Annotated in this window: 24 protein-coding genes; 12 read left to right on the top strand and 12 right to left on the bottom strand. The window is 40.9% G+C overall.

The window, feature by feature from the left end:
* Window positions 1-7: 7 nt before the first annotated feature.
* The 4 genes from AACW90_RS14300 to AACW90_RS14315 form a co-directional block, all read right to left on the bottom strand.
* A complete protein-coding gene (locus tag AACW90_RS14300) occupies window positions 8-928 on the bottom strand; it encodes an SPFH domain-containing protein (protein WP_390235585.1) in 921 nt (306 codons plus the stop codon).
* A 258-nt stretch (window positions 929-1186) separates the two neighbouring features.
* Window positions 1187-2041, bottom strand: coding sequence for a co-chaperone YbbN (locus AACW90_RS14305; RefSeq protein ID WP_390235587.1), 855 nt, complete (start codon window positions 2039-2041; stop codon window positions 1187-1189).
* A 355-nt stretch (window positions 2042-2396) separates the two neighbouring features.
* Window positions 2397-3224 carry an SDR family oxidoreductase gene (locus tag AACW90_RS14310; protein ID WP_390235589.1) on the bottom strand — a complete coding sequence of 276 codons (828 nt, stop codon included), beginning with the start codon at window positions 3222-3224 and terminating at the stop codon, window positions 2397-2399.
* A 50-nt stretch (window positions 3225-3274) separates the two neighbouring features.
* Window positions 3275-4183: a TIGR01777 family oxidoreductase gene (locus AACW90_RS14315; RefSeq protein WP_390235591.1), complete on the bottom strand. Its 909-nt coding sequence runs from the start codon at window positions 4181-4183 to the stop codon at window positions 3275-3277.
* A gap of 228 nt (window positions 4184-4411) precedes the next feature.
* On the opposite strand from AACW90_RS14315, the gene AACW90_RS14320 reads away from it, so the two are divergent.
* The 5 genes from AACW90_RS14320 to yfcE are packed head-to-tail and all read left to right on the top strand — an operon-like array spanning window position 4412 to window position 7242.
* Window positions 4412-5146 (top strand): DUF1538 domain-containing protein, encoded by a 735-nt coding sequence (locus AACW90_RS14320; RefSeq protein ID WP_275135853.1) that lies wholly within the window; start codon window positions 4412-4414, stop codon window positions 5144-5146.
* Window positions 5143-5937 (top strand): DUF1538 domain-containing protein, encoded by a 795-nt coding sequence (locus tag AACW90_RS14325; protein ID WP_275135854.1) that lies wholly within the window; start codon window positions 5143-5145, stop codon window positions 5935-5937. The genes AACW90_RS14320 and AACW90_RS14325 overlap by 4 nt, the downstream gene beginning before the upstream one ends.
* Window positions 5927-6277, top strand: coding sequence for a P-II family nitrogen regulator (locus AACW90_RS14330; protein WP_195702542.1), 351 nt, complete (start codon window positions 5927-5929; stop codon window positions 6275-6277). The genes AACW90_RS14325 and AACW90_RS14330 overlap by 11 nt, the downstream gene beginning before the upstream one ends.
* Window positions 6274-6678, top strand: a complete 405-nt coding sequence (locus AACW90_RS14335) for a CBS domain-containing protein (RefSeq protein ID WP_195702543.1) — start codon at window positions 6274-6276, stop codon at window positions 6676-6678. The genes AACW90_RS14330 and AACW90_RS14335 overlap by 4 nt, the downstream gene beginning before the upstream one ends.
* A gap of 18 nt (window positions 6679-6696) precedes the next feature.
* Window positions 6697-7242, top strand: a complete 546-nt coding sequence (gene yfcE / locus AACW90_RS14340; protein ID WP_390235597.1) for a phosphodiesterase — start codon at window positions 6697-6699, stop codon at window positions 7240-7242.
* Between the two features lie 98 nt (window positions 7243-7340).
* Here yfcE and AACW90_RS14345 read toward each other — a convergent pair whose 3' ends face one another.
* Together AACW90_RS14345 and AACW90_RS14350 are read right to left on the bottom strand one after the other, a co-directional pair.
* Complete coding sequence (locus AACW90_RS14345; RefSeq protein ID WP_390235655.1) at window positions 7341-7865, bottom strand: regulatory protein ToxS; 525 nt, start codon at window positions 7863-7865, stop codon at window positions 7341-7343.
* A gap of 12 nt (window positions 7866-7877) precedes the next feature.
* Window positions 7878-8735 carry a winged helix-turn-helix domain-containing protein gene (locus AACW90_RS14350; RefSeq protein ID WP_390235600.1) on the bottom strand — a complete coding sequence of 286 codons (858 nt, stop codon included), beginning with the start codon at window positions 8733-8735 and terminating at the stop codon, window positions 7878-7880.
* 292 nt (window positions 8736-9027) lie between these two features.
* Between AACW90_RS14350 and htpG the strand changes: the two genes are divergently transcribed.
* The 4 genes from htpG to rfaH all read left to right on the top strand — a co-directional run bounded on the left by htpG (window position 9028) and on the right by rfaH (window position 13568).
* Window positions 9028-10932 carry a molecular chaperone HtpG gene (gene htpG, locus AACW90_RS14355; RefSeq protein WP_390235603.1) on the top strand — a complete coding sequence of 635 codons (1905 nt, stop codon included), beginning with the start codon at window positions 9028-9030 and terminating at the stop codon, window positions 10930-10932.
* A 174-nt stretch (window positions 10933-11106) separates the two neighbouring features.
* Window positions 11107-11751, top strand: coding sequence for an adenylate kinase (adk, locus tag AACW90_RS14360; RefSeq protein ID WP_390235605.1), 645 nt, complete (start codon window positions 11107-11109; stop codon window positions 11749-11751).
* Window positions 11752-11962: 211 nt separating this feature from the next.
* Window positions 11963-12928 carry a ferrochelatase gene (hemH, locus tag AACW90_RS14365; RefSeq protein ID WP_390235608.1) on the top strand — a complete coding sequence of 322 codons (966 nt, stop codon included), beginning with the start codon at window positions 11963-11965 and terminating at the stop codon, window positions 12926-12928.
* A gap of 142 nt (window positions 12929-13070) precedes the next feature.
* Window positions 13071-13568: a transcription/translation regulatory transformer protein RfaH gene (gene rfaH / locus AACW90_RS14370; protein ID WP_390235610.1), complete on the top strand. Its 498-nt coding sequence runs from the start codon at window positions 13071-13073 to the stop codon at window positions 13566-13568.
* Between the two features lie 133 nt (window positions 13569-13701).
* On the opposite strand, the gene asnB is transcribed toward rfaH, so the two are convergent.
* The 5 genes from asnB to nagB all read right to left on the bottom strand — a co-directional run bounded on the left by asnB (window position 13702) and on the right by nagB (window position 20467).
* Window positions 13702-15366, bottom strand: coding sequence for an asparagine synthase B (gene asnB / locus AACW90_RS14375; protein ID WP_390235613.1), 1665 nt, complete (start codon window positions 15364-15366; stop codon window positions 13702-13704).
* A 254-nt stretch (window positions 15367-15620) separates the two neighbouring features.
* Window positions 15621-17201, bottom strand: a complete 1581-nt coding sequence (locus tag AACW90_RS14380; protein ID WP_390235614.1) for a cation:proton antiporter domain-containing protein — start codon at window positions 17199-17201, stop codon at window positions 15621-15623.
* Window positions 17202-17295: 94 nt separating this feature from the next.
* Entirely contained in the window at window positions 17296-18510 is a 1215-nt protein-coding gene (gene nagC, locus AACW90_RS14385) for a DNA-binding transcriptional regulator NagC (protein WP_390235616.1), read from the bottom strand.
* 3 nt (window positions 18511-18513) lie between these two features.
* Window positions 18514-19650, bottom strand: a complete 1137-nt coding sequence (nagA, locus tag AACW90_RS14390; protein ID WP_390235619.1) for an N-acetylglucosamine-6-phosphate deacetylase — start codon at window positions 19648-19650, stop codon at window positions 18514-18516.
* A gap of 13 nt (window positions 19651-19663) precedes the next feature.
* Window positions 19664-20467 (bottom strand): glucosamine-6-phosphate deaminase, encoded by an 804-nt coding sequence (nagB, locus tag AACW90_RS14395; protein ID WP_390235621.1) that lies wholly within the window; start codon window positions 20465-20467, stop codon window positions 19664-19666.
* Between the two features lie 252 nt (window positions 20468-20719).
* Here nagB and nagE point away from each other — a divergent pair, with 252 nt between their 5' ends.
* Together nagE and glnS are read left to right on the top strand one after the other, a co-directional pair.
* Window positions 20720-22195, top strand: a complete 1476-nt coding sequence (nagE, locus tag AACW90_RS14400) for an N-acetylglucosamine-specific PTS transporter subunit IIBC (protein WP_390235624.1) — start codon at window positions 20720-20722, stop codon at window positions 22193-22195.
* Between the two features lie 164 nt (window positions 22196-22359).
* Complete coding sequence (gene glnS, locus AACW90_RS14405) at window positions 22360-24027, top strand: glutamine--tRNA ligase (protein ID WP_390235626.1); 1668 nt, start codon at window positions 22360-22362, stop codon at window positions 24025-24027.
* Window positions 24028-24135: 108 nt separating this feature from the next.
* On the opposite strand, the gene fcrX is transcribed toward glnS, so the two are convergent.
* Window positions 24136-24585 carry a ferric iron uptake transcriptional regulator FcrX gene (fcrX, locus tag AACW90_RS14410; protein WP_390235628.1) on the bottom strand — a complete coding sequence of 150 codons (450 nt, stop codon included), beginning with the start codon at window positions 24583-24585 and terminating at the stop codon, window positions 24136-24138.
* A 178-nt stretch (window positions 24586-24763) separates the two neighbouring features.
* On the opposite strand from fcrX, the gene AACW90_RS14415 reads away from it, so the two are divergent.
* Window positions 24764-25267: a DUF4442 domain-containing protein gene (locus AACW90_RS14415; RefSeq protein ID WP_390235630.1), complete on the top strand. Its 504-nt coding sequence runs from the start codon at window positions 24764-24766 to the stop codon at window positions 25265-25267.
* The last annotated feature ends 193 nt before the right edge of the window (window positions 25268-25460 follow it).

The raw sequence follows: 25460 nt of genomic DNA on the forward strand, positions 1-25460 counted from the left end.
TGTATTCTTACTTCTCATCTTTTTGATGCTTGAACATCTCAGTAATGCCTGCAATAGAGCCCATTAAGCCCGATGCCTCTAGAGGTAACATGATTATCTTACTATTTTCTGCTTGCCCAATCGATTTAAGAGCGTCGGTATAACCTTGTGCAATAAAGTAATTTACCGCTTGCATATCGCCTTGCGCAATAGCGTTCGATACCATTTCGGTTGCTTTGGCTTCGGCTTCCGCCGATCGTTCACGCGCTTCAGCCTGCAAAATAGCCGCTTGCTTTTCACCCTCAGCTCTTAAGATAGCAGACTGTTTATGGCCCTCAGCCTTGAGAATCTCAGCCTGACGGACACCTTCTGCTGAAAGAACATCTGCGCGCTTATTTCGTTCTGCCTTCATTTGAGCATTCATCGCGGCGGTGAGATCTGCTGGTGGTTGTACGTCTTTAATCTCGATACGGGTGACTTTTACACCCCAAGGATTAGTGGCTTCATCCACTATCGAGAGAAGTTTAATGTTAATCATGTCTCTTTGGCTCAGCATCTCATCTAATTCCATAGAGCCAAGAACCGTACGAATATTGGTGAGGGTCAGATTTTTGATTGCATGTTCGAGGTCGTTGACTTCATAGGCCGCTTGTGCCGCGTCGACGACTTGTACAAAACAAACCGCATCAATGGTGACATTGGCGTTATCTTTAGAAATCACCTCTTGCGCCGGAATGTCAAGCACTCGTTCCATCATGCTGATTTTTGATCCTACACTGTCAACAAACGGGATGATTAAGTTCAGGCCAGGTTTCAACGTATGGGTATAACGTCCAAATCGTTCAATCGTCCAGTTACTCCCTTGAGAAACCGTTTTAACACCAGCGGCTATAAAAGCAATGGTGACCACGATTAAGACCGCAATGGTAATAAGTACATCTAAAGCCATGTTATATCCTTTTTTATTTTTGTCTGAAACGTAATGTCAGCCTGTTGAACAATAATAAAATTATTCAGCCTTAAAATATGCCTGCTTCCGCCACAACTTCAAGTAATAAGCTGTTTTAGTGACATTATTTTGCCAGAATATCAAAGTATAGACCGCGATTAAGATATCTTGCGGGCTATTCTTCGCTAACGTATAAATTCGCTCAGAGATAGCCAACAAGGTTCATTGGGAAGAGTGAGTTAATTGATTTAATCCGACTTAATAGAGCAATGAGTATAGTTGTCGACGGTATTTCGCTGCGGTGCTGTTTCCTTGACCTAAAGCGGAAAGAATATCCATGAACGACTTTTTCATCTCGCCATCCACCACATTTAAATCTTTTACTAGAAATGACCACAGTAACGCTAGTGACTCTTCACTTCTAGCAACTTGGTGATATTGTAATGCGAGCTCAATGGCCACTGTTGCGTCGAGTGGATTTTTGTTAAGGCGATTTTCTAAAGCTTGTATCTCTGGGCTATCAGCGGCTTGATCATGCAATTCTAACTTTGCGACTAAACCTTTATAGTAATTGTCTTGATATTCTAGTGGGATATGAGCAAGCAGCGCTTTTGCTTGTTCAAATTGTAGGGTTTCTATTAGACAGTCGGCGGTGGCGAGTTTTATATCACCCCTTATTTTTAACGCTTCCGATAAGGTATTGATTAAAGATAATGCGAGTTCGTGTTCACCTGCTTGCAGTTTTTCTTGTGCTTCTTTTAATGTTAATTCGTCTTGGCTTGGCAAATGCTTACTTAGCATTTCCTTTATGGCTTCAATGGTTTGAGGTCCACCTAATCCGTCTACGGGTTGGCCATTCATAAAAAGAGCAATAGTAGGAAGTGCTTGCACACCAAATTGACTTGAGATCGCTTGTTCTTGTTCACAATTGAGCAGTGCGAGAGTAAATGCGCCTTTATACTGTTGAGACAGTGTTTGTAACGCTGGGATTATCTCGGTGCTTTCTGGGCTCATCGGTGCCCAAAAGTGGATGAGAACAGGATGCTGAACAGATTGCTCTAGAACTTGTCGAAAATTTTGTTCGTTCAACTCTACGATATTCTCAGGCTGCATGCGATTTCCTTAATTAATATTGTTTCTCTTTAAATAGGGGTATGAAGGTCTAATATCAAGAGTGGCAATCCTTAAGAAACAAAAAAACGTCCAATGTGGACGTTTTTTGTTCAAACTCTGGGGGGAGGGCGCTACAGCGTTAAGATAAACAGTAGTGCAACACCCACACCAATCCAATTTAGCTGGTTTAATGTCATCGTCTTCACCGAATGTAACGCTTAAAGGCCTATATGGTATTTACCATCATAGTAATGGTATATACATTGTATTACAGAAACATGACAGTCTTATCAAATTCGAGAGTATTTTGAGCAAAAAAGGGTAATAACTTTTTATTTAGTACGAATTTTCATCTTCACGCTGCTTTTCTAAGTATTGCGTCTAGCCATCGTCCGGGCATTATTCGTTTTAATATGGCAAACACTTTGGTTGGTGTCGTGATTCGATATCGTAGCTTTGGCCGTTGCGACCTTAAGGCATCTAATAATGGTCCTATTATTGAATCGGCAGGTAGAGCGAATGCATTTTTGGATTTTGTATCGGCTAATCTCGCCAGTTGGACTTGATAAGCACTTTTATGTGCACTGTTGCTGATATCTATCCATTGCTCAAACTTTAATAAAGCATTTGCCCGAAACTGTGTCTCTATTGGCCCGGGTTCAATAATACTTATTTTTATATTCGTATCGAATAACTCTAAACGTAAGGTATCGCTCCATCCCTCAACGGCAAACTTAGATGCATTGTATGCGCCACGATATTTCATGGCGGCAAAGCCAAGTACAGAGCTGTTTTGAACAATGCGCCCAATTCCTTGTTTTCGCATATAAGGTAATATTTCACACACAAGTTGGTGCCAACCAAAGAAATTGCTTTGGAACTGTTCTTTGAGCGCTTGTACTGGCAGGTCTTCAAGTGCACCGGTCTGGCCATAGGCACCATTATTAAAAAGCGCATAGAGTTTGTGATCACAGAGGTGCATTGTTTTCAGTACTGCTCTTGAGATACTTTCCGGGTCATTGAGATCTAACTGGATGCAGGTTAAGCCTTCTGTGATAAGTCTTTGTACATCAGCTTCATTCCGGCATGAAGCGATCACATTAAACCCTTCTTTCTGCAATGCGTGGGCACAAACATAGCCAATGCCTGAAGAGCACCCTGTGATGAGAATCGTTTTTGACATAGTGTTCATCTATTTTCTCTGAATAAACTTGATGAATGATCGTCACACAGTCAACGTTGTAGTAACGATTTCATTGCTGGATCGAGTCTAGAATAGGTGAAGTTAAAGCCTAGTTCAGTTAGCCGTTTGGGTTTTGCTCGAATACTATCGAAAAGTAAGCAGCTTGATTCACCCATGACAAGATTAAAAACCCATTTCGGTGTCGAGAATAATAATGGTCGATGTATTGTCGAGGCTAAGCACTGACTAAATTCTGCGTTGGCTATAGGATGAGGAGCGCTAAAATTAAAGTAACCACTCGCATGCGGAGTGTCTAACAGAAAAAGAAGACCTTTAACCATGTCCAATATATGTATCCAAGGCATATATTGTTTGCCATTACCTAAGCGACTTCCAGCACCAAACTTAAACGCTGGTAGCATCAAGGGGAGAGCGCCTCCTTTGATGCCTAAAACCAATCCAGTTCGAACGATGCATACGCGGGTGGATTCTGACTTAGCTTGTTTAGCAATGGACTCCCATGTGGAGCAAACATGATGAGTAAATCCCTCATGGTAGGCACTCAAGGATTCATCAAAAGAGTGACCTTGTTGATCGCCGTAATAACCAACCGCGGACCCACTGATAAAGGTTGCGGGGGGATTGGTGCTTGCGTGAATGAGCTCAACGAGCTTTTCTGTAATAGACCAGCGGCTGTTGCATATTGCTTTTTTTTGTTTATGACTCCATCTTTTTCCGGCAATGGGTTCCCCAGCAAGATTGATAACGGCATCAATGTCATTAAAATTATTGTAGTCATCTAGGCTATCAATATAGGTGATGTTGCCTAAGTCAGCATGCTGAAGTTTAGATTTTGCTGCGGTGATATTTCGAGTGAGAAGTACAATTTGATGTATCGAGAGTTGTTTGACCAATTCTGAACCGATAAAACCTGTCCCACCAGTTAGCAATATTTGCATGTGCCCTCCTTAGCGAATGATTTTTGAGCTCTAATTATATACCCAAGTTGCTAAGGTCTGTTGATTTTTCGCGGTTAATTTTAATTCAGATCGACAGATCTTGGTCAAACTAAATAACCTGAGCTTTAGTCAAATATCTCATTTTTGTAAAATAAAAGAGATAGTTGTGGACGTGATTTTAACTTTTGACCAACATAAGAATAAGAGAATATTCTAAAGGGAGGCGCCATGAAAGCATTGATAGCATTATTTAAAGCGATGCTTGGAAGCCTGCGTGATCTTCTCCCTATCATCATCGTTATCGCTTTTTTTCAGCTCGTTGTCCTGCAAGAGCCTCTTCCAAATATAATGTCTATTCTTTTGGGCTTATTATTTGTTGTCCTCGGGCTCACCTTTTTTATTTTTGGTTTAAATATGGGACTATTTCCCATCGGGGAAAGCATGGCTCAATCTTTTGCCCGTAAAGGTAGTGTTTTTTGGTTAATTTTGTTCGCGTTTTGTTTAGGATTTGGAACCACGATAGCAGAACCCGCTTTGACCGCGGTTGCGCAAGAAGCCGCTGAAGTTGCTGCGGAAGGTGGCGTCATTGCACAAACCATAGAAGAAATGGACGATTATGCGAATGGACTTAGGATAACCGTTGCGCTTTCGGTGGGACTAGCAATTGTCATTGGCGTGGTTCGTATTCTTAAAGGCTGGCCTATTCATATTATGATTACAGGTGGCTATATAGGGGTAATTATTCTGACTTGGTTTGCACCCGAAACTATTATCGGCATCGCGTATGACTCAGGAGGGGTAACGACGTCTACCATCACCGTACCATTGGTAACGGCATTAGGGGTTGGATTAGCGTCGTCTATCAAAGGACGAAATCCAATGCTTGATGGCTTCGGATTGATAGCTTTTGCCTCTTTGCTTCCTATGATGTTTGTTATGGTATATGGGATGGTATTAGCATGATTAATGTCTCTCAATTTATCGATACTTTTACTGGAACGGTGCTCGATGTTATCCCAATTGCGACCATTATTTTCGGATTTCAGCTAGTAGTACTTAGAAAGCCGATTGCTAATTTAACCAGTGTCATTCTTGGCTTCTTTTACGTCATTCTGGGATTGTCCCTATTTTTGTTAGGGCTAGAGTTGGCGCTATTTCCATTGGGTGAAACGATGGCTGAGCAATTAACCGCGCCTGAATTTCTTTACTCTTTTAAAGACAACCTCACAGAGTCACTGAGCTGGATTGACTATTATTGGGTATATCTTTTTGCGTTTTCGATTGGATTTAGTACCACCATTGCCGAACCATCCTTGATTGCTGTTGCTATCAAGGCAAATCAGGTTTCAGGTGGTTCGATTAGTGTTAATGGCTTACGTATTGCCGTGGCGTTAGGTGTTGCTATCGGGATATCTTTAGGGAGCTATCGAATCGTCGTTGGCGATCCTATACATTATTACATCATGGTCGGCTATATCGTGGTGATTATACAAACAAATTTTGCCCCTAAAATGATAGTGCCATTAGCCTATGATTCAGGTGGTGTAACAACATCGACAGTGACTGTACCGTTAGTTACTGCATTGGGTTTAGGCCTTGCTTCTACTGTTCCAGGAAGAAATCCTGTTATAGATGGTTTTGGCTTAATTGCGTTTGCAAGTTTATTCCCAATTATTTCAGTCATGGCTTATGCCCAAATTACTCAATGGTTAAATGCAAGATCTGTTTCTAAGGAGAATGAGAATGCGCTTTAAACTAATAATCGCATTTGTGGAAGACACAAAGACAGATACAGTTTTAGATGCTGCGCGCTTAGCAGGCGCTACTGGTGCAACCGTCATTAACAATGCTAGAGGGGAGGGGCTAAATCAAAAGACCACTTTCTTTGGTCTTACGTTGGAGGTTCAGAAAGATGTTCTTTTGTTCGTGGTGGAAGAGCATTTATCGAGACACATACTGGAGACCATTAATACCGTAGGCGAATTTGATCAAGAGTCAGGGCAGGGCATCGCAATACAGATTGATATTGAAGATGCGGTTGGGGTTGCTCATCAGATAGAAACATTAACGAAGGTCGTAGAGGAAGAGCTATGAATCAGCACAAGGTTGTTAGAGTTCGAGATGTAATGGCAAATTCTTATGTCATGGTTGATGGAATAACAACGGTCAAAGAAGGTATTCGATTGGCGAGGCTGCATGTTGTAAAAGCACTGGTTGTAAATAAACGAAATGAGGATGATGAATACGGTATTGTGTTGATGAACGATGTAGCGAAAAAAGTATTGGCGCAAAATAGGTCCGTTGAGCGTACTAATATCTATGAAATCATGACGAAACCAGCCCTTTCAGTAGACCCGGATATGAATGTGAAGTATTGCGCTCGTCTCTTCGAGCGTTTTGGCGTAAGTCGCGCACCAGTGATAGAGGATGGTAAAGTTATTGGTATGGTGAGTTACAACAATATTGTTGTGAATGGTATGGCTTTAGACGCGTAAAACAAGAGATAAAACGTCATGAAATTATTTTTTGCTTCTGACCTGCATGGTGCATTACCTGCAACAGAGCTTATGCTAAAAAAATACCGACAGTCTGGTGCCGACTATTTGATAATTTTAGGCGATATTTTAAATCATGGCCCAAGAAATCCTGTCCCTGATGGGTATCAACCTGCACAGGTTGCTGAGCGACTAAATGAATATAGCAGTGAAATAATCGCAGTACGCGGCAATTGCGATAGTGAGGTAGATCAAATGCTACTTCAATTTCCAATGCTTGAGACTAATGCATGGGTCTTGCTTAGCGGTGGCGTGCGAATATTCCTAACTCATGGTCATATTTATAATAGCGAAAATAGACCACCGTTAAGGGTAGGAGATGTGATCGCGCATGGACATACTCATCTACCCATTGCGGAAAAAGTGGCCGACCAGTTTATCTACAATCCAGGTTCTATTACCTTCCCTAAAGGAGGACATGTTGCAAGCTATGGTATTTATGAAGAAAAAACCTTTAAAGTACTGTCGTTTGCTGATGAGGTCTTAAAGCAAGTCAGTATTTGATCTCGAAAAATTGTCTTAAAAAGAGCGCCACTTCTTTCTACCGTAAAAGTTACGGTAAAAAGGAGTGGCGCTTTGAATATCAGTTAACGCATAAATTATTAGTATGAAGAGAGAATACGTGAGCCATGATTTAGGCTAGTAAGCAACATGGCTTTCGTATTGATTACATCCACTCTACGACTCTGCTCTGCGTCCATGATAAACAGTGTTTTTACTATACCTAACTGCTCTTCGGTAAAATCCACACTCGTATTCGTCGATGTTTCTTTGAATTCTTTTGGGTTAATCAGCAAGTAATTATCACTCAATTCCCATTGTCCTGTTTCAGAAATATTCATAACTGAAGTGATTTGATCCTTTTTTTCGAACATCGTGAGACGAGAGACTCGTAGATACGTTCCGTTGGGCAAATATTTAACATTGCTGTTGACATAGACCTTGGTCAAAATACCAAGTCTATTGGTATCACTTTTTTGTAACTCGGGTGAGACATAGCTGTTCATGGTCGATTGCCACTCTCGAGACGTCAGTTCTTTCTCTAATTTGAGATCTGAACCGAAGTATAGCCAAGCGCTAAAAATCACAGAAAGAATGAGCACAACATATGCGTATTTTTGATTGATCATGTCCTACTCCTAATTCTTACACAAAGCGGATATATCTTGCTGCTTTGCGATGAGCTGAATGGTAATGTTTTCCGGTGTATTTGACTCAGAATGAACATAATTCATGATTAAGTTATTGTTAGGTCCAGCAGTAACGATAATCTCTATCGGCTTTTGCTTGTGTCCAGCAACATACGCGGAGACACATTTGTTAATCAGTGGCTGCCAATCATCTAATGGTGGGTGATTCTCTGTTGTTCGTAATGGTATATTTTCGACCGTATCAATTAATCTAAAATTAGATTTTGCAGGCTCAATTGCCATATAGACAAAAATGGGTAATAGCGCTGCAATAATAAGAATTACCTTCGTTATCAATCGTTCTTGCTTATTCGAAGTTGAAATAAGTTGCTCATCCACGACGGGTTTGACGTGCGTTTGATCAGCCTCGGTTTCCATGGCGTCTATGAACACTTTATCCGATGAGAAAACGATGTCTTCAGTGTTCTCTTGATTAATTTCTTGGATGCTCGATGATAACGGAATCGTTTTCTCTACATTTGCAATAAACTGATAGCCCCGTTTAGGCACGGTTTTGACAAACTTTGGCGCTTTGGTTGAATCTAGTAGCACTTTTCTTAGTGTCGATATGGCTTGAGTTAGGCTAGAGTCATCAACTTGAAATCCTTGATCTCTCCAGACAAACTCATGGAGTTCATCGCGAGTTATTATCTGATTTGGGCGTTCACAAAAAAGCAAAAGTATTCGACTTTCATTGCTACCCAAACGACTTAGTTCATTACCATCTATTTTATCGATAATGGAGTTGTTGTTCGGATCAAATACAAATCGTTGTGCCAGAAGAAATTTGGTACCTACGCTACTCATTGATTATCTTTTACACCTTAAGTGATTGAATAAAAAGTGGAATATATAGAGAATGCATGTATTCACTAGACTAATGATATAAGACTTTTACAAATTTTGATAAAAACTTAGCGCAGAATAAACAAAAATGTTTGTAAAAAACACTGTTTTTATGAAACTTGACCTTGAATTTACAATTGCGAACCCTATCTATTAGCCATCAATAGGCGCTATTTAAGGCTAATTAATAAACTCAACAGCGAATGGCGCTTAAGCCAGTCTGCTAAGTGAACCTAAAACGAATGGAGTTAAAATGAGCGAAACAGCAATACAAGACAAAGAAACTCGTGGTTTTCAGTCGGAAGTAAAGCAACTACTTCACCTAATGATTCACTCACTTTATTCAAATAAAGAAATTTTCTTACGTGAGTTAATCTCAAATGCGTCGGATGCGTCCGACAAACTTCGCTTTCAGGCTCTTTCAAATGGAGATTTGTATCAAGGTGATGCCGATCTTGGAGTAAAGCTAGCGTTTGATGCTGAAGCGAAAACACTAACGGTTTCCGATAATGGTATCGGTATGAGTCGTGAAGACGTTATCGAGCATCTAGGGACAATAGCGAAGTCGGGTACGGCAGAGTTTTTCTCACATCTTTCTGAAGACCAAAGTAAAGATTCACAACTTATTGGTCAATTTGGTGTCGGTTTCTATTCTGCATTTATTGTCGCTGATTCCGTTACTGTACGAACTCGTGTAGCGGGTTCTGGTACGGAAGAGGCCGTTCAATGGCATTCCTCTGGAGAAGGCGAGTACACGATCGAGACCATCAAGAAAGAGTCTCGAGGTACAGATATTATTCTTCACATGCGTGAAGACGGTGAAGAGTTTCTATCAGAATGGCGTTTACGTGATGTCATTGGTAAATATTCTGATCACATTGGTATCCCCGTTTCTATCTGGACAAAAGAAAAAGATGAAGAAGGTAACGAGAAAGAAGAAGGTAAGTGGGAGCAAATAAATAAAGCTCAAGCACTTTGGACTCGGAATAAATCTGATATCGATGAAGAGGAATACAAAGAGTTTTACAAACATGTTTCTCATGATTTTGTTGATCCACTTGTGTGGACGCACAATAAAGTGGAAGGTAAAAACGACTATACCAGTCTGCTTTATATCCCGGCGAAAGCACCTTGGGATATGATGAATCGAGATCATAAAAGTGGTCTAAAACTTTACGTACAACGCGTATTTATTATGGATGATGCCGAGCAGTTTATGCCGACGTATCTGCGTTTTGTTCGTGGTCTTGTTGATTCAAATGATCTACCTCTGAATGTATCTCGTGAGATCCTTCAAGATAACAAGGTGACGCAAACATTGCGTAATGCTTGTACTAAGCGCGTATTGACGATGCTTGAACGTATTGCTAAGAATGATGAAGAAAAATATCTTTCGTTCTGGAAAGAGTTCGGTCAAGTGTTGAAAGAAGGTCCAGCAGAAGACTTTTCTAACAAAGAGAAGATTGGTGGGTTGATGCGCTTCACTTCAACAGAAGTCGATTCTGCAGATCAAACGGTGTCGCTGGCTTCTTATGTTGAGCGTATGAAAGAAGAGCAAGACAAGATCTTCTATCTCACCGCGGATAGCTACGCAGCGGCCAAAAATAGCCCGCATTTAGAGCAGTTTAAAACGAAGGGAATCGAAGTTATTCTTATGTGTGATCGCATGGATGAATGGCTAATGAACTACCTTACGGAGTTTGATGGTAAAACATTCCAGTCTATTACTAAAGCAGGGCTTGATCTTAGTAAATTTGAAGATGAAGCAGAAAAAGAGAAGCAAAAAGAGGCTGAAGAAGAATTTAAATCGGTTGTCGATCGTACTAAAAACTACTTAGGTGGCCGTGTTAAAGAAGTACGCACAACGTTCAAACTTTCCAATACTCCAGCGGTTGTTGTGACAGACGACTTCGAAATGGGTACCCAGATGGCGAAGCTATTAGAAGCGGCGGGTCAAGAAGTACCGGAAGTGAAATATATCTTCGAAATCAACCCTGAGCATGAACTAGTTAAGCGTATGGCTGATGAAGCTGATGAAGAAGCATTTGGCCGCTGGGTCGAGGTGCTACTCGGGCAGGCGATGTTATCTGAACGTGGAGCAATGGAAGACCCAACTCAATTCTTAGGTGCTATCAACACACTTTTGACTAAGGTGTAAGAGAATAGATCTCGGTTAACCCGTAAACTACACAACAAGCCCGCATTCTGTGCTAGAATCGCGGGCTTCATAATCAATGAAAATCATAAATATTATACCCAAACTCATCGTTACTCGCTGGCTAAAAAGAAGCACTGTGAGCTTCGGTATAAATTAAAATAAAGAGGACATGTCATGCGCATTATTCTACTCGGTGCCCCAGGTGCTGGTAAGGGAACACAAGCTCAATTCATCATGGAGAAATACGGGATTCCGCAAATCTCTACAGGTGATATGCTACGTGCAGCTATCAAAGCCGGTACTGAGATGGGTAAAGCTGCTAAAGCTGTTATCGATGCAGGGCAGCTTGTTTCGGATGAAATAATCTTAGGCATAATCAAAGAGCGTATCGCTCAAGCTGATTGTGAAAAAGGGTTTTTACTTGATGGCTTCCCTCGCACTATCCCACAAGCGGATGGTCTTAAAGAGTTGGGCGTTGCCGTTGACTATGTTATCGAAATTGATGTAGATGATAGTGTTATCGTAGAACGTATGGCAGGTCGTCGTGCTCATTTACCTTCAGGCCGTACATATCATGTTGTATTCAATCCGCCGAAGGTTGAAGGCCAAGATGACGTAACTGGTGAAGATCTTGTCATCCGTGATGACGATCATGAAGATACAGTACGTGCTCGCCTTGGTGTATACCATGACCAAACGTCTCCTCTTATCCAATACTATGGAAAAGAAGCTGAGGCTGGTAACACGACGTACCTTAAGTTTGATGGAACCAAAAAAGTTGCTGCAGTAAGTGCAGAACTAGAAGCCGCCCTTTCCTAATTGCAGCTTTGTTAAGTAAAAAAGAAAGAGATAAAAAAACCGACATTTGAGTCGGTTTTTTTATGCTTGTGTCTATTTTTAAATGCCATTTTAAACTCGTTCTAAGTTTTTATGTCCATTCTAACAGTGCGAGCAAGAAATCTTTGTTTAAGTTAATGTGACAAGCTAAGCTATGTCAACGCTCATTGATTATAAAAATAAGTATTTTCGGATGGAATTGAATTCAAATAAAGGTGTGTTAATTGTTAACTTAGGGACGCCTGACGCGCCAACTCCGGCAGCGGTTAAGAAATTTCTAAGCCAGTTTTTACACGATCATCGTGTTGTTGATATGAACCGCTGGCTATGGTGCCCACTATTACATTGGGTAATACTTCCAGTACGAACGCCAAAGGTCGCCAAGCTTTATAAGAGCATATGGACCGATGATGGGTCACCGCTCATGGTGCATTCCAAAAATCAGGTAAGTAAGCTGGAACAAAAACTGGGCATTCCGGTCGAGTTAGGAATGACTTACGGGAACCCAAGCATGTTATCGGGGATTGAAGCACTTCAACAACGAGGTGCAGAACAGATAATTATCTTACCGCTCTATCCTCAATACTCTCGAACGACAACAGCAGCGGTAGAAGATGCGAAAAATAAAGCGTTCTCAACGTTAAAAAATAGCCCTCAAAATACACTGATTAATGATTATCACGATCATCCTCTCTATATATCTGCATTAGCAAATAAAATTCGGGATCATTGGCAAGAACACGGGAGAGGGGATTACCTACTCTGTTCGTATCATGGTATTCCTCAACGATATGCTGATAGTGGTGACATATATCCGATACATTGTGAAAAAACGACGGAATTGCTTGCTAAGGCGCTTGGATTAACTGAACAACAAATCGGGATGAGCTATCAGTCTCGTTTTGGTAAAGAAGCGTGGTTGAAGCCCTATACTGATGCGACTTTAAAGTCATTAGCTGAACATTCGGTTAAGACTCTCGATATAGTAACGCCAGCATTTTCATGTGATTGCTTAGAAACCTTGGAAGAAATAGCTCAAGAGTGCAAAGAGATATTTGTTGAGGCTGGTGGTGAGAAATTTCGTTATATTGACTGTTTAAATGACGATGATGATCACATTCAAATGATGGCGGAACTGGTTATTCCGTACCTTAGTTAACACCAAATAGTTCGAATTCAGGTTAAATAAAGAACATCTTGGTTAAGATTTGAGTATCCAAAAGTGATTATGCATGCTGATAGTTTTTCCTATCGATAGATAGTGTTAGCATAAAAAAAATTATTCAAAGAGAGCGAGATTTATGAGGCATTGGTATCTTCTCTATTGTAAGAGAGGCGATCAAGCAAGAGCGAAAAGCCACTTGGAAAATCAAGGTGTAGAATGTTACTACCCCGTGGTTGAAATTGAGAAAGTAGTTCGTGGCAAACGAAAAATGGTGACAGAACCGCTTTTCGCATCGTATATGTTTGTAGACTTTGATTATGAAGATGGGCCGAGTTTTACAACGGTACGCTCTACGAGAGGTGTTGTGGATTTTATTCGTCGTGGCAGTTATCCCATCGAAGTACATAGTAACTTGATTAGTGAGCTAAAAGAGTTCGAACAGAATTCAGTGTTGTACCGCAGTGTCACTTTGCCTGAAACGGGACAAGAAGTCGTCATTACAGAGGGGCATTTTGTTGGTGTTGAAGCGATTTATAAAGAGCCTGATGGTGACAAACGTTCGATTTTGCTCATTTCCTTGATGAATCAAACTATCCCCGTGTCGGTGGATAATAAAGATATAGAATTGAAATAGTTTTTAATATCATGTTAAAAAGCCTGTTAATTATAACAGGCTTCTTTGTGTCGCTATCATCACGATTGATAATACATTAAATGGTCAGAGAACCATCGCCAACGTGATGATAACAAACGTACTCAGCTTAATATTAGTAAGAATCGTTGTGAACCGCCTGTATAGCGCGTCCAGAAGGGTCGGCCATATTTTTGAATGTCTCATCCCACTCAATAGCTTTCGCTGAAGAGCACGCGATAGAAGGGCCACCAGGTACACATTCTGCCGCTGATGGTAGAGGGAACTGCTCTTCAAAGATCTCACGGTACATATAGCCTTCTTTTGTCGCTGGCGTATTGTATGGGAATCTAAACGCGGCATTCTCTAATTGCTGATCGGTAACTTTCTCTTCAGCAAGCTCTTTTAGTGAGTCAATCCAACCATATCCGACACCATCAGAAAATTGCTCTTTTTGACGCCATGCGATGGATTCTGGTAGGTATTCTTCAAAACACTCGCGAAGGATGTGTTTCTCCATTTTACCGTTGCCACACATCTTATCTTTTGGATTGATACGCATTGCCACATCAATAAATTCTTTGTCTAAGAAAGGAACTCGTCCTTCAACACCCCAAGCCGCTAATGACTTGTTTGCACGAGCACAGTCGAACATGTTTAAGGCAAGTAATTTACGAACCAACTCTTCATGCATCTCTTTGTCGTTTGGTGCTTTATGGAAGTATAAGTAACCACCAAATATCTCATCAGCACCTTCACCAGAAAGTACCATTTTGATACCCATAGCTTTGATTTTACGACCTAATAAGAACATCGGAGTTGATGCTCTGATAGTCGTAACATCGTAAGTTTCGATATGATAAATAACATCACGAATAGCGTCGATTCCTTCTTGAACTGTATAAGTCATTTCATGGTGCACTGTGCCTAGCTTATCGGCTACTTCGCGTGCAGCAATAAGATCGGGAGCGCCTTCTAATCCAATTGCGAATGAGTGCAATTGAGGCCACCAAGCCGCTGACTTCTCGTCATCTTCAATACGCATAGCCGCAAATCGTTTGGCTACTGCTGAAGTAATCGAGGAATCTAAACCACCAGAAAGAAGAACACCATAAGGAACGTCAGTCATTAGTTGACGCTTCACTGCATCTTCTAACGCTTGCGTTAGCTCTTCTTTGCTTGAAACATTGTCTTTGACTGCATCATAATCCATCCAATCACGTTGATAATAACGTTGAGGTTCAGCGTCATCAGAACCGTAGTAACTACCTGGAGGGAATTCGCTAATCGTCTTACATACAGGCACCAATGCTTTCATTTCAGACGCAATAAAGTAGTTGCCATGCTCGTCAAAGCCCTGATACATAGGAATTATGCCAATGTGGTCACGACCGATTAAATAGGTGTCTTTTTCCTCGTCATAAAGAATAAACGCGAAAATACCGTTAAGCTCTTCGAGTAATTCTTCACCAAGCTCTTGGTACAAAGCAAGAATGACTTCACAATCTGAATCTGTTTGAAAATCATATCTATCTGCGTATTTTGCGCGAATTTCTTTGTGGTTATAGATCTCACCATTAACGGCCAATATGTGTTTTTTGTTTGGGCTATACAGGGGCTGAGCGCCGCTGTTGAGGCCAACAATAGATAAACGTTCGTGAGCGAGAATTGCTTTGTCTGAGGCGTAAATACCAGACCAATCAGGGCCACGGTGACGAAGTTTTTTCGACATTTCTAACGCTAATGGACGTAGAGCAGCGGCATCGCTTTTAATGTCTAAAATGCCAAATATTGAACACATAAATAAAAATCCCTATTAAATTCCGTTACAGCAATATGCACAATTTGCCAGTATCGTTAAAAAAAGCAACCATTAATTGTGAATAAAATCACTAATCAGGGTTATGATTAGAAAATATTTAATAATATCGAAAATAAGTGAATGAAATCTAATTCGCGCTGCTTTTTGCACCAGAATTATGAATATTGCACCAATCCGGAGTTTTTATGTACCGGAACGAGTTAGAATTCACGAAATTGGCTATTCAACCGATCCTAATCAAATTTAGGGTTAAGTTGTTCAGTTACGTGTTTAGCAAACCCACTTCCCGCTTCGTTATAGATATTGAATGCGGCATCGGCACCGAGCTCTCGCATCGCCTCAACTTGATCTGAATAAGCCGCTATTGCTGCGGTTTGGCCTGAATAGTGCTTCAATTTTAGCTGTTCTAGTGCAAGCTGGTTACCCTGATGATGCGGCATGGCTAATAAGACTAATTTTACGTTGCCGGTATCTAAGATTCGTTCCCAAAAGTCCGGATCAGTCGCATCGCCACAGATAACATTTCTATGTTCAGCTTGGTGCTGTTTTGCTGCGTCGGGGTGCAACTCGACACCCAAACTAATCCTTCCATGTTGATGGGTGAGTTCATCGTATGCGCCTGTGCCTATGCGACCCATACCTAAAATAAGTACCTGAGCGCTACCCGGGTTAATACGCTGATCCATCATATTTAGTTTTTCTGCGCTGCGCTCTTTGAGCCATTTTGATGACCGTTGATATAACGAATGGCCAAACCGATTAAGCGGAGCTGCAATAATAAATGAGAGTGAAACTGCGATCGCTATAGAGGCTAACATATCGCCGGATAACCACCCCATTTTGAATGCTAAACCACCCACAATTAGACCAAACTCACTGTAGTTAAACAGCGATAGAGTGGCTAACAATGAAGTACGTACTCGAAACTTGAAGCTATTGAATATCAAGTAATAGAGGATACCTTTAACTGGAAGGAGTAATAAAAAGAGTAGCGCAGTTACTGCACCTGATAAGGTTGGTTGCTCTGCGAGGCCGATGTTTAAGAAAAAACAGACTAGAAATAGTTCTTTAAGATTAAACAGTGATTTGGATAGCTCGGATGACTTTTTGTGGTCTGCGAGGAGCATGCCTAAAATGAGTGCGCCGAGATCAGGCTTTAATCCGACAAATTCGAATAAGCCCGCACCAAGTACCAATGCCATGAAAATACCATAAACAACAAGCATTTCTCCGTGACCAACGATACTGAGTAGTCGATAAAAAATAGGTCTTAAGAATGGCAGCAAGAAGAGAAATAACGCATACCATTCAGGCACTTTTCCTGTTGAAATGCTTAAAAACAGCACCGCAAAAATGTCTTGCATAACCAAGACACCAATTGCAATTGTCCCATAAGTTGCATTCATTTCCCCCTTTTCTTGTAAGCTTTTTACTGCGAATACTGTACTAGAAAATGAAAGGGCAAAGCCGAGCAATATCATTTGTTCTAACGACATTAAACTGAACGTTGTAACGCCGAGTAGTTTGAATGCGGCGATCGATAGGGTAAAAAAGAGCGTAGATAACAAGTTATGTGCAGTTGCGCCCGCCCAAATTTCTTTGGATAGAAGGGTCTTAACATCGAGCTTTAGGCCAATAGTAAATAGCAGTAGTGTTACACCTAGATCAGCTAAGAGTTCGATGGTTTCATTCGACTGAAAACCTAGAAAATTTAGGCCAAACCCTGCAATTAGAAAGCCAACGAGTGGTGGAAGGTTACATTTTAATGCAAGAAAGCCTGCTGCGAATGCAGATGATATTAAGATGATTTCCATATACACCTATTGTGCGGTTTATGTTTGAAGCCGCCATAAAAAATGGGTCATGCTTATTCAAGCATAACCAGTGGTGTCTGGCGAGGAGAAAAGACTACTCTTCTAGAAGTTTTTGCAACAAAACACCATTCAACATCGCTCTTTTAATCATGGAGAATGCACCCATGGTCGGTTTTGCCTCTAATTCCGATGCGACAATGGGTAGACCCGTATGGAAAGTGGTGAGAGATTGAGCTTCAACATTTCGACGAATAGCGGGAAAGATAAGCTCAGCGGCTTGAGTGATATCGCCAGCAATGATGATTTTTTGTGGGTTGAAGAGGTTTACGGTAACGGCAATAACCTTACCCAATTCATTACCAACGCGAATCAAACTTTGTTTCGAGAGTTCATCGCCTTCCAATGCATGTTGACAGACATCCACCATCGTTATTTTATCGAGCGAAGATAGAGATGAAGGGTGGCCTTTACTAATGAGCGCCATGATGCTTGCCAAAATTGCAGGATTAGAGGCCACTGTTTCTAAGCAACCAAAATTACCACATTGGCATTGGCTTCCGAGTGGATCTATCTGGATATGGCCAATTTCGCCTACATTCCTATTTGACCCCAAAAATACCTGCCCATTAACAATAATGCCTGCTCCGGTGCCGCGATGTACGCTGACTAAGATGGAATCTTTGCAGTCTTGGCTTGCTCCAAAATAGTGTTCTGCTAATGCTTTTCCTCGAATATCATTGCCTATAAAGCACTCAACATTAAATGCCTCCTTAACAATGCCACTTAGCGCAAAGTTGTCAATATCAGTATTGGGGATATAGTCTACAATCCCCTTTACCGGATCGACTAAACCAGGAAGAACAATGCCAATGGCAATGAGTTGATTGATTTTATCTTTATGTTCGTCAAGAAACGATTGGATATGTTGAATTAAGCCAGATTCAAGATCTGACTGGTTTAAATAGTTAAAAAGGCTGTGACTACTAACAAGCTCAACGCCGTCAAGATTAAAGAGGCTAAGTTGAACGTAGTCGCGCCCGAGTCTGATAGCAACAGAATGGAATGGTTCCCCTTCTGTTGTCAAAGAGATAGCTCTACGACCACCTGTGGATGCTTGTTGAGCGACCTCTTTTATAAGGCCTCGTTTCATTAACTGGCGAGTGATTTTGGTAACACTTGCGGGTGCCAATTGACTAACATCAGCAACCTGAATCCGCGAAATGGGACCTTGTTGGTCTATTAGGCGATATACCGCCGCGCCGTTTAGTTGTTTAACAAGATCTACGTTACCTATTTGTCCGCCAGTCATACTTTAAGTTTGCTCGTATTGTCCGTTTACAATTGTCGCAAGGACGTTGAAGTCACGGTCAAAAATAGCAAGGTTTGCAATCATGCCAGCCTTGAGTTGACCTAGCATTTTGTCTGCTCCAATAGCTTTCGCTGGGTACAGTGTTGCCATGCGTAGTGCTTCATCCAATGCGATACCGACGTGCTCAACCGTATTTTGCACTGCTTCTATCATCGTCAGTGCTGAGCCACCAAGTGTGCCATTTTCATCGATACACTTACCATCCCGGTAATATACTTTTTTCCCAACAAAAATAAAGTGATCCATCTCCGCACCAGCTGGAGCTGTGGCGTCTGTCACTAATACAAGCTTTTCGCCTTTCAATTTATGGGCAATCCGGACGTTTGGATAATCAACATGAAATCCGTCGACAATAATGCCAGCATAGACGTCTGGTGTGTCAAAAATAGCCCCAACGACACCGGGTTCTCGCCCAGTTATCGGTGTCATAGCATTATGTAGATGGGTGGCAAAACTTATTCCCGCAAGAAAGCTCTGTCTTGCTTGCGCATAGGTTGCGTTAGAGTGGCCTATCGAAACCACAATGCCAGCGTCACTTAAACGGCGTATGTGCTCCGGATCATTTTGTTCGGGAGCCAAAGTAACCTTGGATACGACGTCATTGTTTAGACAGATATAATCGATCATGGCGTCATCAGATACACGAATGAAGTCTGGGCTATGTATGCCTTTTTTCATTACATTTAGATAAGGCCCTTCTAAATGTAAGCCCAAGGATTGGTGCTTATGCAGAGCATTATACTGGCGTTGTGCCTCAACCGCTTGTCGCATATTCGCGTCTGAAGAGGTGATCAAAGTCGGCAGAAAACTGGTACAGCCAGATTTAAGATTGACCTTGTGCATGGTGTCGAGTGTTTTCGTTGAGATGTCGTCGTTAAACATCACCCCACCACAACCATTCAGTTGTAGGTCAATAAACCCAGGGCTTACATTCGCCCCACCTAGATCCATTAATTCTATGTCATCGGGCAATTCTGACTCTGGGCAGACAGAACAAATTTTACCATCTTCAATTATTACCGAGAAATTCTCGAGAATATCGCTACCGGTAAATATTTTGCAGTTGGTTAGCGCATACATAAGCAGAGTCCTATTACTTGAGGTTTTTGATGTTTTCGGCTTCTAACTCTTTAAAGTACTTGACGGTCTTAACTTTTAGTTCTTGTGTTGCCGCGTCATCGCACACGATAACCGATTTAGCGTGTAACTGAAGTGCTGAAATCGTCCAAAGGTGATTAACACTGCCTTCAACCGCTGCCTGAAGCGCCAAGGCCTTGTTGTGGCCTGATACCAATAACATGACTTCTTTTGAATCGAGAAGCGTGCCGACACCTATTGTTAGCGCATATTTTGGTACTTGATTTATATCACCATCGAAGAATCTAGAATTAGCGATTCGAGTATCTTCTGTCAACGTTTTGATTCGAGTACGTGAAGACAGTGAAGAGGCGGGTTCATTAAATGCAATGTGTCCATCGTTACCAACACCACCCATGAACAGATGAATTTGGCCGTAAGACTTAATTCTCTCTTCGTACTGTTTGCATTCAGCTTCATGATCATCGGTGCTTCCATCTAGCAAATTAATATTTTTTTCTTGTATATCAACATGATTAAAGAAGTTTTCATACATAAAGGTACGGTATGACTCAGGATGATCAGAAGGAAGCCCAATATATTCATCCATATTAAATGTGACGACGTTTTTAAAGCTTACTTCGCCTGCATTATAAAGTTCGATAAGGTGCTTATAAGTTTTTAGTGGTGAGCTACCAGTTGGTAAACCTAATATGAATGGGCGGCCCTCTGATGGCTTGAATTTATTGATAGTGTTAATAATGTGTCTAGCTGACCATAAGCCGACTTCATCAGATGTTTGTAGTGGTATAAGTCTCATCGTGGCACCTCATTTAAGTTTAGAAAACAGGTAAATATTATTACTCTAATGACATTAATTCGAATCATAAAATAAGTTTTATGATCTAGCTAGCAAAATATACCATTACGACTAAAAATAGGTGACTAGTATCACAAAAAACGTGCTTTTAATTTGCGGAGTGAAATTAAAGTCATACACTAAATGTGACTAAATTGAAGGGGTGAAATAAGTCCTTCACACTAAATGGACATCCTATAGGGGGAACTCACGATGAATATTCTTGGATATTTTCAAAAAGTAGGTAAAGCACTGATGGTACCAGTTGCTACATTACCTGCAGCAGCAATACTAATGGGGATCGGATACTGGATCGATCCAACAGGTTGGGGTGGTAATAATGCGTTTGCTGCTTTTTTAATTAAAGCCGGCGCGGCAATTATAGATAATATGTCAGTGTTGTTTGCCATCGGTGTGGCATACGGTATGTCTAAAGACAAAGACGGTGCTGCTGCATTGGCTGGTTTTGTTGGGTATATGGTTATTACAACACTATGTAGCGCAGCGTCAGTTGAAGCTATAGGCCTAGTGACTTTGGATGCAGGTTCTACGCTTGCCTTTAATAAAATAGGCAATCAGTTTGTAGGTATCCTGTCTGGTATTGTTGCCGCAGAGCTTTACAACCGTTACTACCAAGTTGAACTGCACAAAGCACTCGCGTTCTTTAGTGGTAAGCGCTTAGTTCCTATCTTGACTTCTTTCGCGGCTATTGGCATCTCTTTTGTTCTCATGTTTGCTTGGCCTCTCATTTTCGGCGGATTGATTTCATTTGGTGAAAGCATCGTAGGTCTTGGTGAAGTAGGTTCTGGGCTATATGGATTCTTTAACCGTCTACTTATCCCTGTTGGTTTACACCATGCATTAAACTCAGTGTTCTGGTTTGATATGGCTGGTATCAATGATCTTGGTAACTGGTGGACACCAAATGCAGTAGAAGCAGGTGTCGGTGTTGTGGGTGAAACAGGTCGTTATATGGCGGGTTTCTTCCCTATCATGATGTTTGGTCTACCTGGTGCAGCACTTGCTATCTACCATACGTCTAAGCCTGAGCATAAAGCTCGTGTTGCTTCAATTATGATTGCGGCTGGTTTTGCATCATTCTTCACCGGTGTAACTGAACCACTAGAATTCTCATTCATGTTCCTCGCTCCTATGTTGTATGTATTGCATGCTGCATTGACAGGTCTATCTCTTTACATTGCAGATATAATGAATTGGACCGCTGGTTTCGGATTCTCAGCTGGTCTTGTGGATATGATACTTTCTGCTCAAAATCCATTGGCAAACAAATGGTATATGCTGATTGTTCAAGGTTTCGCATTCTTCGGTATTTACTACTTCGTATTCCGTTGGGCTATCATTAAGTTCGGTCTTAAAACACCTGGTCGTGAAGACGATGAAGACATCGCAGAAATAAGCTCTTCAGCGGTTAGCGAAGATTCAGCAGAACTTGCAAAGAAATACCTACAAGTTCTTGGTGGTCACTCTAACCTACAAAGCATTGATGCTTGTATCACACGTCTACGTCTTACTGTTAACGACATGGATTTGATTAACGAGAATCAACTTAAAGCACTAGGTGCGATGGGTGTGGTAAAACTTGGTGGAAATAACCTACAAGTTATCCTCGGTCCACTTGCTGAAATTATTGCTGGGGAAATGAAAAATATCCCTGCTACTGATAGTTAATAAGTCATTACATTACATTTATTTGTAAAACCTCCCATATGGGAGGTTTTTTTTGTTCTGCCACCAAGTAAATTAACAAGAATTGTGCTGTTTTGGTTGTGTAAATATGGCGAATCGTGGATCATAAACAAAATTATTTTTGACAATACACTAGAGGTACATAGATGACTGAAGCTGAGGCTCGTCCATCAAATTTCATTCGCCAAATCATTGATAAAGATTTAGTGGAAGGCAAACACACTAGCGTGCATACCCGATTTCCGCCGGAGCCAAATGGTTATCTGCATATTGGTCACGCTAAATCCATTTGTTTGAATTTTGGTATTGCTCAGGACTATCAGGGTCAATGTAATCTTCGTTTCGATGATACAAACCCTGAAAAAGAGGACATCGAGTATGTAGAGTCGATTAAAAATGACGTGCATTGGCTAGGTTTTGAGTGGTCTGGGGATATACATTACTCTTCTAATTACTTTGATGATCTTTATCGCTATGCCGTTGAGTTGATTAATAAGGGCTTAGCGTATGTCGATGAACTTAGCCCCGATCAAATCCGCGAGTATCGTGGGACATTAAAAGAGCCGGGTAAACATAGCCCATATCGTGATCGCAGCGTTGAAGAAAACCTCGCATTATTTGAAAAAATGCGTGACGGTGGATTTAAAGAATCGACAGCTTGCTTACGAGCCAAGATTGATATGGCGTCTCCATTTATGGTAATGAGAGATCCGGTTATTTATCGTATACGTTTTGCAGAGCACCATCAGACGGCTGATAAATGGTGCATTTATCCAATGTACGATTTTACTCATTGTATTTCTGATGCCTTGGAAGGGATCACTCACTCAATTTGTACATTGGAATTCCAAGATAACCGTCGTCTTTACGATTGGGTTCTGGATAATATTTCAATTAAATGCCAGCCTCATCAATATGAGTTTAGCCGCTTAAACCTTGAATATACGGTTATGTCTAAGCGTAAACTGAATCAATTGGTGACTGAAAACCTTGTAAATGGTTGGGATGACCCACGTATGCCGACTATCTCTGGCTTACGTCGCCGTGGTTTCACCTCGGCTGCTATTCGAGATTTCTGCCAGCGTATTGGTGTGACGAAACAAGAGAACATGATTGAGTTTGGTTCTCTGGAGTCCTGTATACGTGACGATTTAAATGAGAATGCACCTCGCTCAATGGCTGTGCTTGATCCTGTGAAAATCGTTATTGAAGATATTGAAGCTGGCAAGATAGAAACACTAAATGTCGCTAATCATCCCAATAATCCGGAGATGGGTAGCCGAGAAGTGCCATTTACTCGTGAAATATGGATTGAACGAGATGACTTCCGAGAAGAGGCAAACAAAAAGTATAAGCGTCTTGTATTAGGAAAAGAAGTACGCCTGCGTGGTGCATATGTCATCAAAGCAGAACGTATTGAAAAAGACACGGAAGGTAACATAACGACTATTTTCTGTAGTTATGATGTAGATACATTGGGTAAAAACCCAGCGGATGGCCGTAAGGTAAAAGGCGTGATTCATTGGGTATCTGCTGATAAGGGTTTACCTGCTGAAATTCGTCTGTACGACCGTTTATTTACGGTACCAAACCCAGCAGCAGAGGATGATTTCAAGGCAGTAATTAATGCGGAATCGTTGCTCGTTAAAAATGGTTTTGTTGAACCAAGTTTGTGTAATGCACAAGCAGAAAAAGGCCTACAATTTGAGCGTACGGGTTATTTTTGTGTAGATAGTAAAGATTCTAAACCAGATGCACTGGTTTTTAATCGTACCGTTGGTCTGCGAGATACTTGGGCAAAAACGGGTGAATAATGCTTAATGCCAATTGATGTGTACTATCAAGTACATTTCAATTGGAGCTTAGCCAGTAAATAAAAAAGTACAAAAAAACCAGCGATTTAGTCGCTGGTTTTTTTTAATCTAATTTTTTATTTTATGTAAGTCTGGATTTTCTTTACAGTTACCAGCATTACATTTTCCGTAAAGATAAAGGCTGTGGTTAGTCAACTCAATATTGTATGAAGTTGCTATCTCTTGCTGGCGTTTTTCTATCATATCATCAGAAAATTCAATAACTTCACCACAGTCTAAACAAACTAGATGATCATGGTGATACTGTGTTGATAGTTCAAATACCGATTTACCACCTTCAAAGTGGTGACGAGTAACAATACCTGCGTCATCGAATTGATTTAGCACGCGATAGACTGTTGCTAAGCCTATTTCTTCACCTTGATCTATCAGCAGTTTGTACAGTTCCTCTGCACTAATATGCTGGCATTGCGGTTGTTGAAGCACTTCAAGTATTTTTAAACGAGGTAATGTAACTTTCAGTCCCGCATCTTTAAGCGCTTTATTATTATCTGACATATTTCTTCCTGTAGACGAACTAAATCGTAAATGCGACAGCATCAATATTACACATTATAAGGTAGCATTCATTAACATTAAACCTCAAACGTCTGAGGCTTAACAAGAAAAGTTTGTAATGTGGCACTAATTTCAGATATTGTACGCTACTAATAACATTTTGTTAACAGAGATAATTATGAATAAAACTGTAGCAAAGGTGTATAAACCAAACATTGTTAAATTTGCTCTCAACATTTGGCCACCTTTTTGGGGGGCTGGTATAAAAATCATACATATTAGTAAAGACTTCCGTAATGTTAAAATGAAGCTTAAATTACGTTGGTGGAACAAAAATGCAAACCGAACCCAATACGGCGGGAGTATATTCTCTTTAACCGATCCTGTTTACGCGCTTATGTTAATGGGGATTTTAGGGGAACGTTATTTTGTGTGGGATAAAGAGGCGAGTATTAACTTCATCAAACCAGGTAACTCAGACCTGCATGCTGATTTTCTAATCTCCCAAGATACATTGGACGATATCTTCGCGAAAACAGCGGATGGAGAGAAATGCTTTCCAGAATTCATGATCTATGTAAAAGATATTCATGGAACCGTCGTCTGTGAAGTTCAGAGAAAGCTTTATGTGCGGAAAAAACCCAAATATAGAGAAAATGAAGATAAAATAAGTGCTTCTTAAATAAGATGAGCATCACTCGCTTAAAGCTATCACAGAAAGTCATCCCCACGAAAGTGGGGATCTAATTGTACTACCGACCTCATAGGTAACACTTTAAACCGGTCACATAGGTAACACTTATGTTGGCCGGATTACTCGACCAACTACTTCATCTACGATCCCTAATTTTAGAGTTCCAAAATGCAGCAACCAG

Source organism: Vibrio frigidus, assembly GCF_042465995.1.
In the GTDB taxonomy this organism is placed as follows: domain Bacteria; phylum Pseudomonadota; class Gammaproteobacteria; order Enterobacterales; family Vibrionaceae; genus Vibrio.

What these genes read in the sequence shown, in the direction of transcription:
- AACW90_RS14300 (WP_390235585.1), bottom strand. Translation starts at nt 928, where the DNA reads ATGGCTTTAGATGTACTTATTACCATTGCGGTCTTAATCGTGGTCACC.
- AACW90_RS14305 (WP_390235587.1), bottom strand. Translation starts at nt 2,041, where the DNA reads ATGCAGCCTGAGAATATCGTAGAGTTGAACGAACAAAATTTTCGACAA.
- AACW90_RS14310 (WP_390235589.1), bottom strand. Translation starts at nt 3,224, where the DNA reads ATGTCAAAAACGATTCTCATCACAGGGTGCTCTTCAGGCATTGGCTAT.
- AACW90_RS14315 (WP_390235591.1), bottom strand. Translation starts at nt 4,183, where the DNA reads ATGCAAATATTGCTAACTGGTGGGACAGGTTTTATCGGTTCAGAATTG.
- AACW90_RS14320 (WP_275135853.1), top strand. Translation starts at nt 4,412, where the DNA reads ATGAAAGCATTGATAGCATTATTTAAAGCGATGCTTGGAAGCCTGCGT.
- AACW90_RS14325 (WP_275135854.1), top strand. Translation starts at nt 5,143, where the DNA reads ATGATTAATGTCTCTCAATTTATCGATACTTTTACTGGAACGGTGCTC.
- AACW90_RS14330 (WP_195702542.1), top strand. Translation starts at nt 5,927, where the DNA reads ATGCGCTTTAAACTAATAATCGCATTTGTGGAAGACACAAAGACAGAT.
- AACW90_RS14335 (WP_195702543.1), top strand. Translation starts at nt 6,274, where the DNA reads ATGAATCAGCACAAGGTTGTTAGAGTTCGAGATGTAATGGCAAATTCT.
- yfcE (WP_390235597.1), top strand. Translation starts at nt 6,697, where the DNA reads ATGAAATTATTTTTTGCTTCTGACCTGCATGGTGCATTACCTGCAACA.
- AACW90_RS14350 (WP_390235600.1), bottom strand. Translation starts at nt 8,735, where the DNA reads ATGAGTAGCGTAGGTACCAAATTTCTTCTGGCACAACGATTTGTATTT.
- htpG (WP_390235603.1), top strand. Translation starts at nt 9,028, where the DNA reads ATGAGCGAAACAGCAATACAAGACAAAGAAACTCGTGGTTTTCAGTCG.
- adk (WP_390235605.1), top strand. Translation starts at nt 11,107, where the DNA reads ATGCGCATTATTCTACTCGGTGCCCCAGGTGCTGGTAAGGGAACACAA.
- hemH (WP_390235608.1), top strand. Translation starts at nt 11,963, where the DNA reads ATGGAATTGAATTCAAATAAAGGTGTGTTAATTGTTAACTTAGGGACG.
- rfaH (WP_390235610.1), top strand. Translation starts at nt 13,071, where the DNA reads ATGAGGCATTGGTATCTTCTCTATTGTAAGAGAGGCGATCAAGCAAGA.
- asnB (WP_390235613.1), bottom strand. Translation starts at nt 15,366, where the DNA reads ATGTGTTCAATATTTGGCATTTTAGACATTAAAAGCGATGCCGCTGCT.
- AACW90_RS14380 (WP_390235614.1), bottom strand. Translation starts at nt 17,201, where the DNA reads ATGGAAATCATCTTAATATCATCTGCATTCGCAGCAGGCTTTCTTGCA.
- nagC (WP_390235616.1), bottom strand. Translation starts at nt 18,510, where the DNA reads ATGACTGGCGGACAAATAGGTAACGTAGATCTTGTTAAACAACTAAAC.
- nagA (WP_390235619.1), bottom strand. Translation starts at nt 19,650, where the DNA reads ATGTATGCGCTAACCAACTGCAAAATATTTACCGGTAGCGATATTCTC.
- nagB (WP_390235621.1), bottom strand. Translation starts at nt 20,467, where the DNA reads ATGAGACTTATACCACTACAAACATCTGATGAAGTCGGCTTATGGTCA.
- nagE (WP_390235624.1), top strand. Translation starts at nt 20,720, where the DNA reads ATGAATATTCTTGGATATTTTCAAAAAGTAGGTAAAGCACTGATGGTA.
- glnS (WP_390235626.1), top strand. Translation starts at nt 22,360, where the DNA reads ATGACTGAAGCTGAGGCTCGTCCATCAAATTTCATTCGCCAAATCATT.
- fcrX (WP_390235628.1), bottom strand. Translation starts at nt 24,585, where the DNA reads ATGTCAGATAATAATAAAGCGCTTAAAGATGCGGGACTGAAAGTTACA.
- AACW90_RS14415 (WP_390235630.1), top strand. Translation starts at nt 24,764, where the DNA reads ATGAATAAAACTGTAGCAAAGGTGTATAAACCAAACATTGTTAAATTT.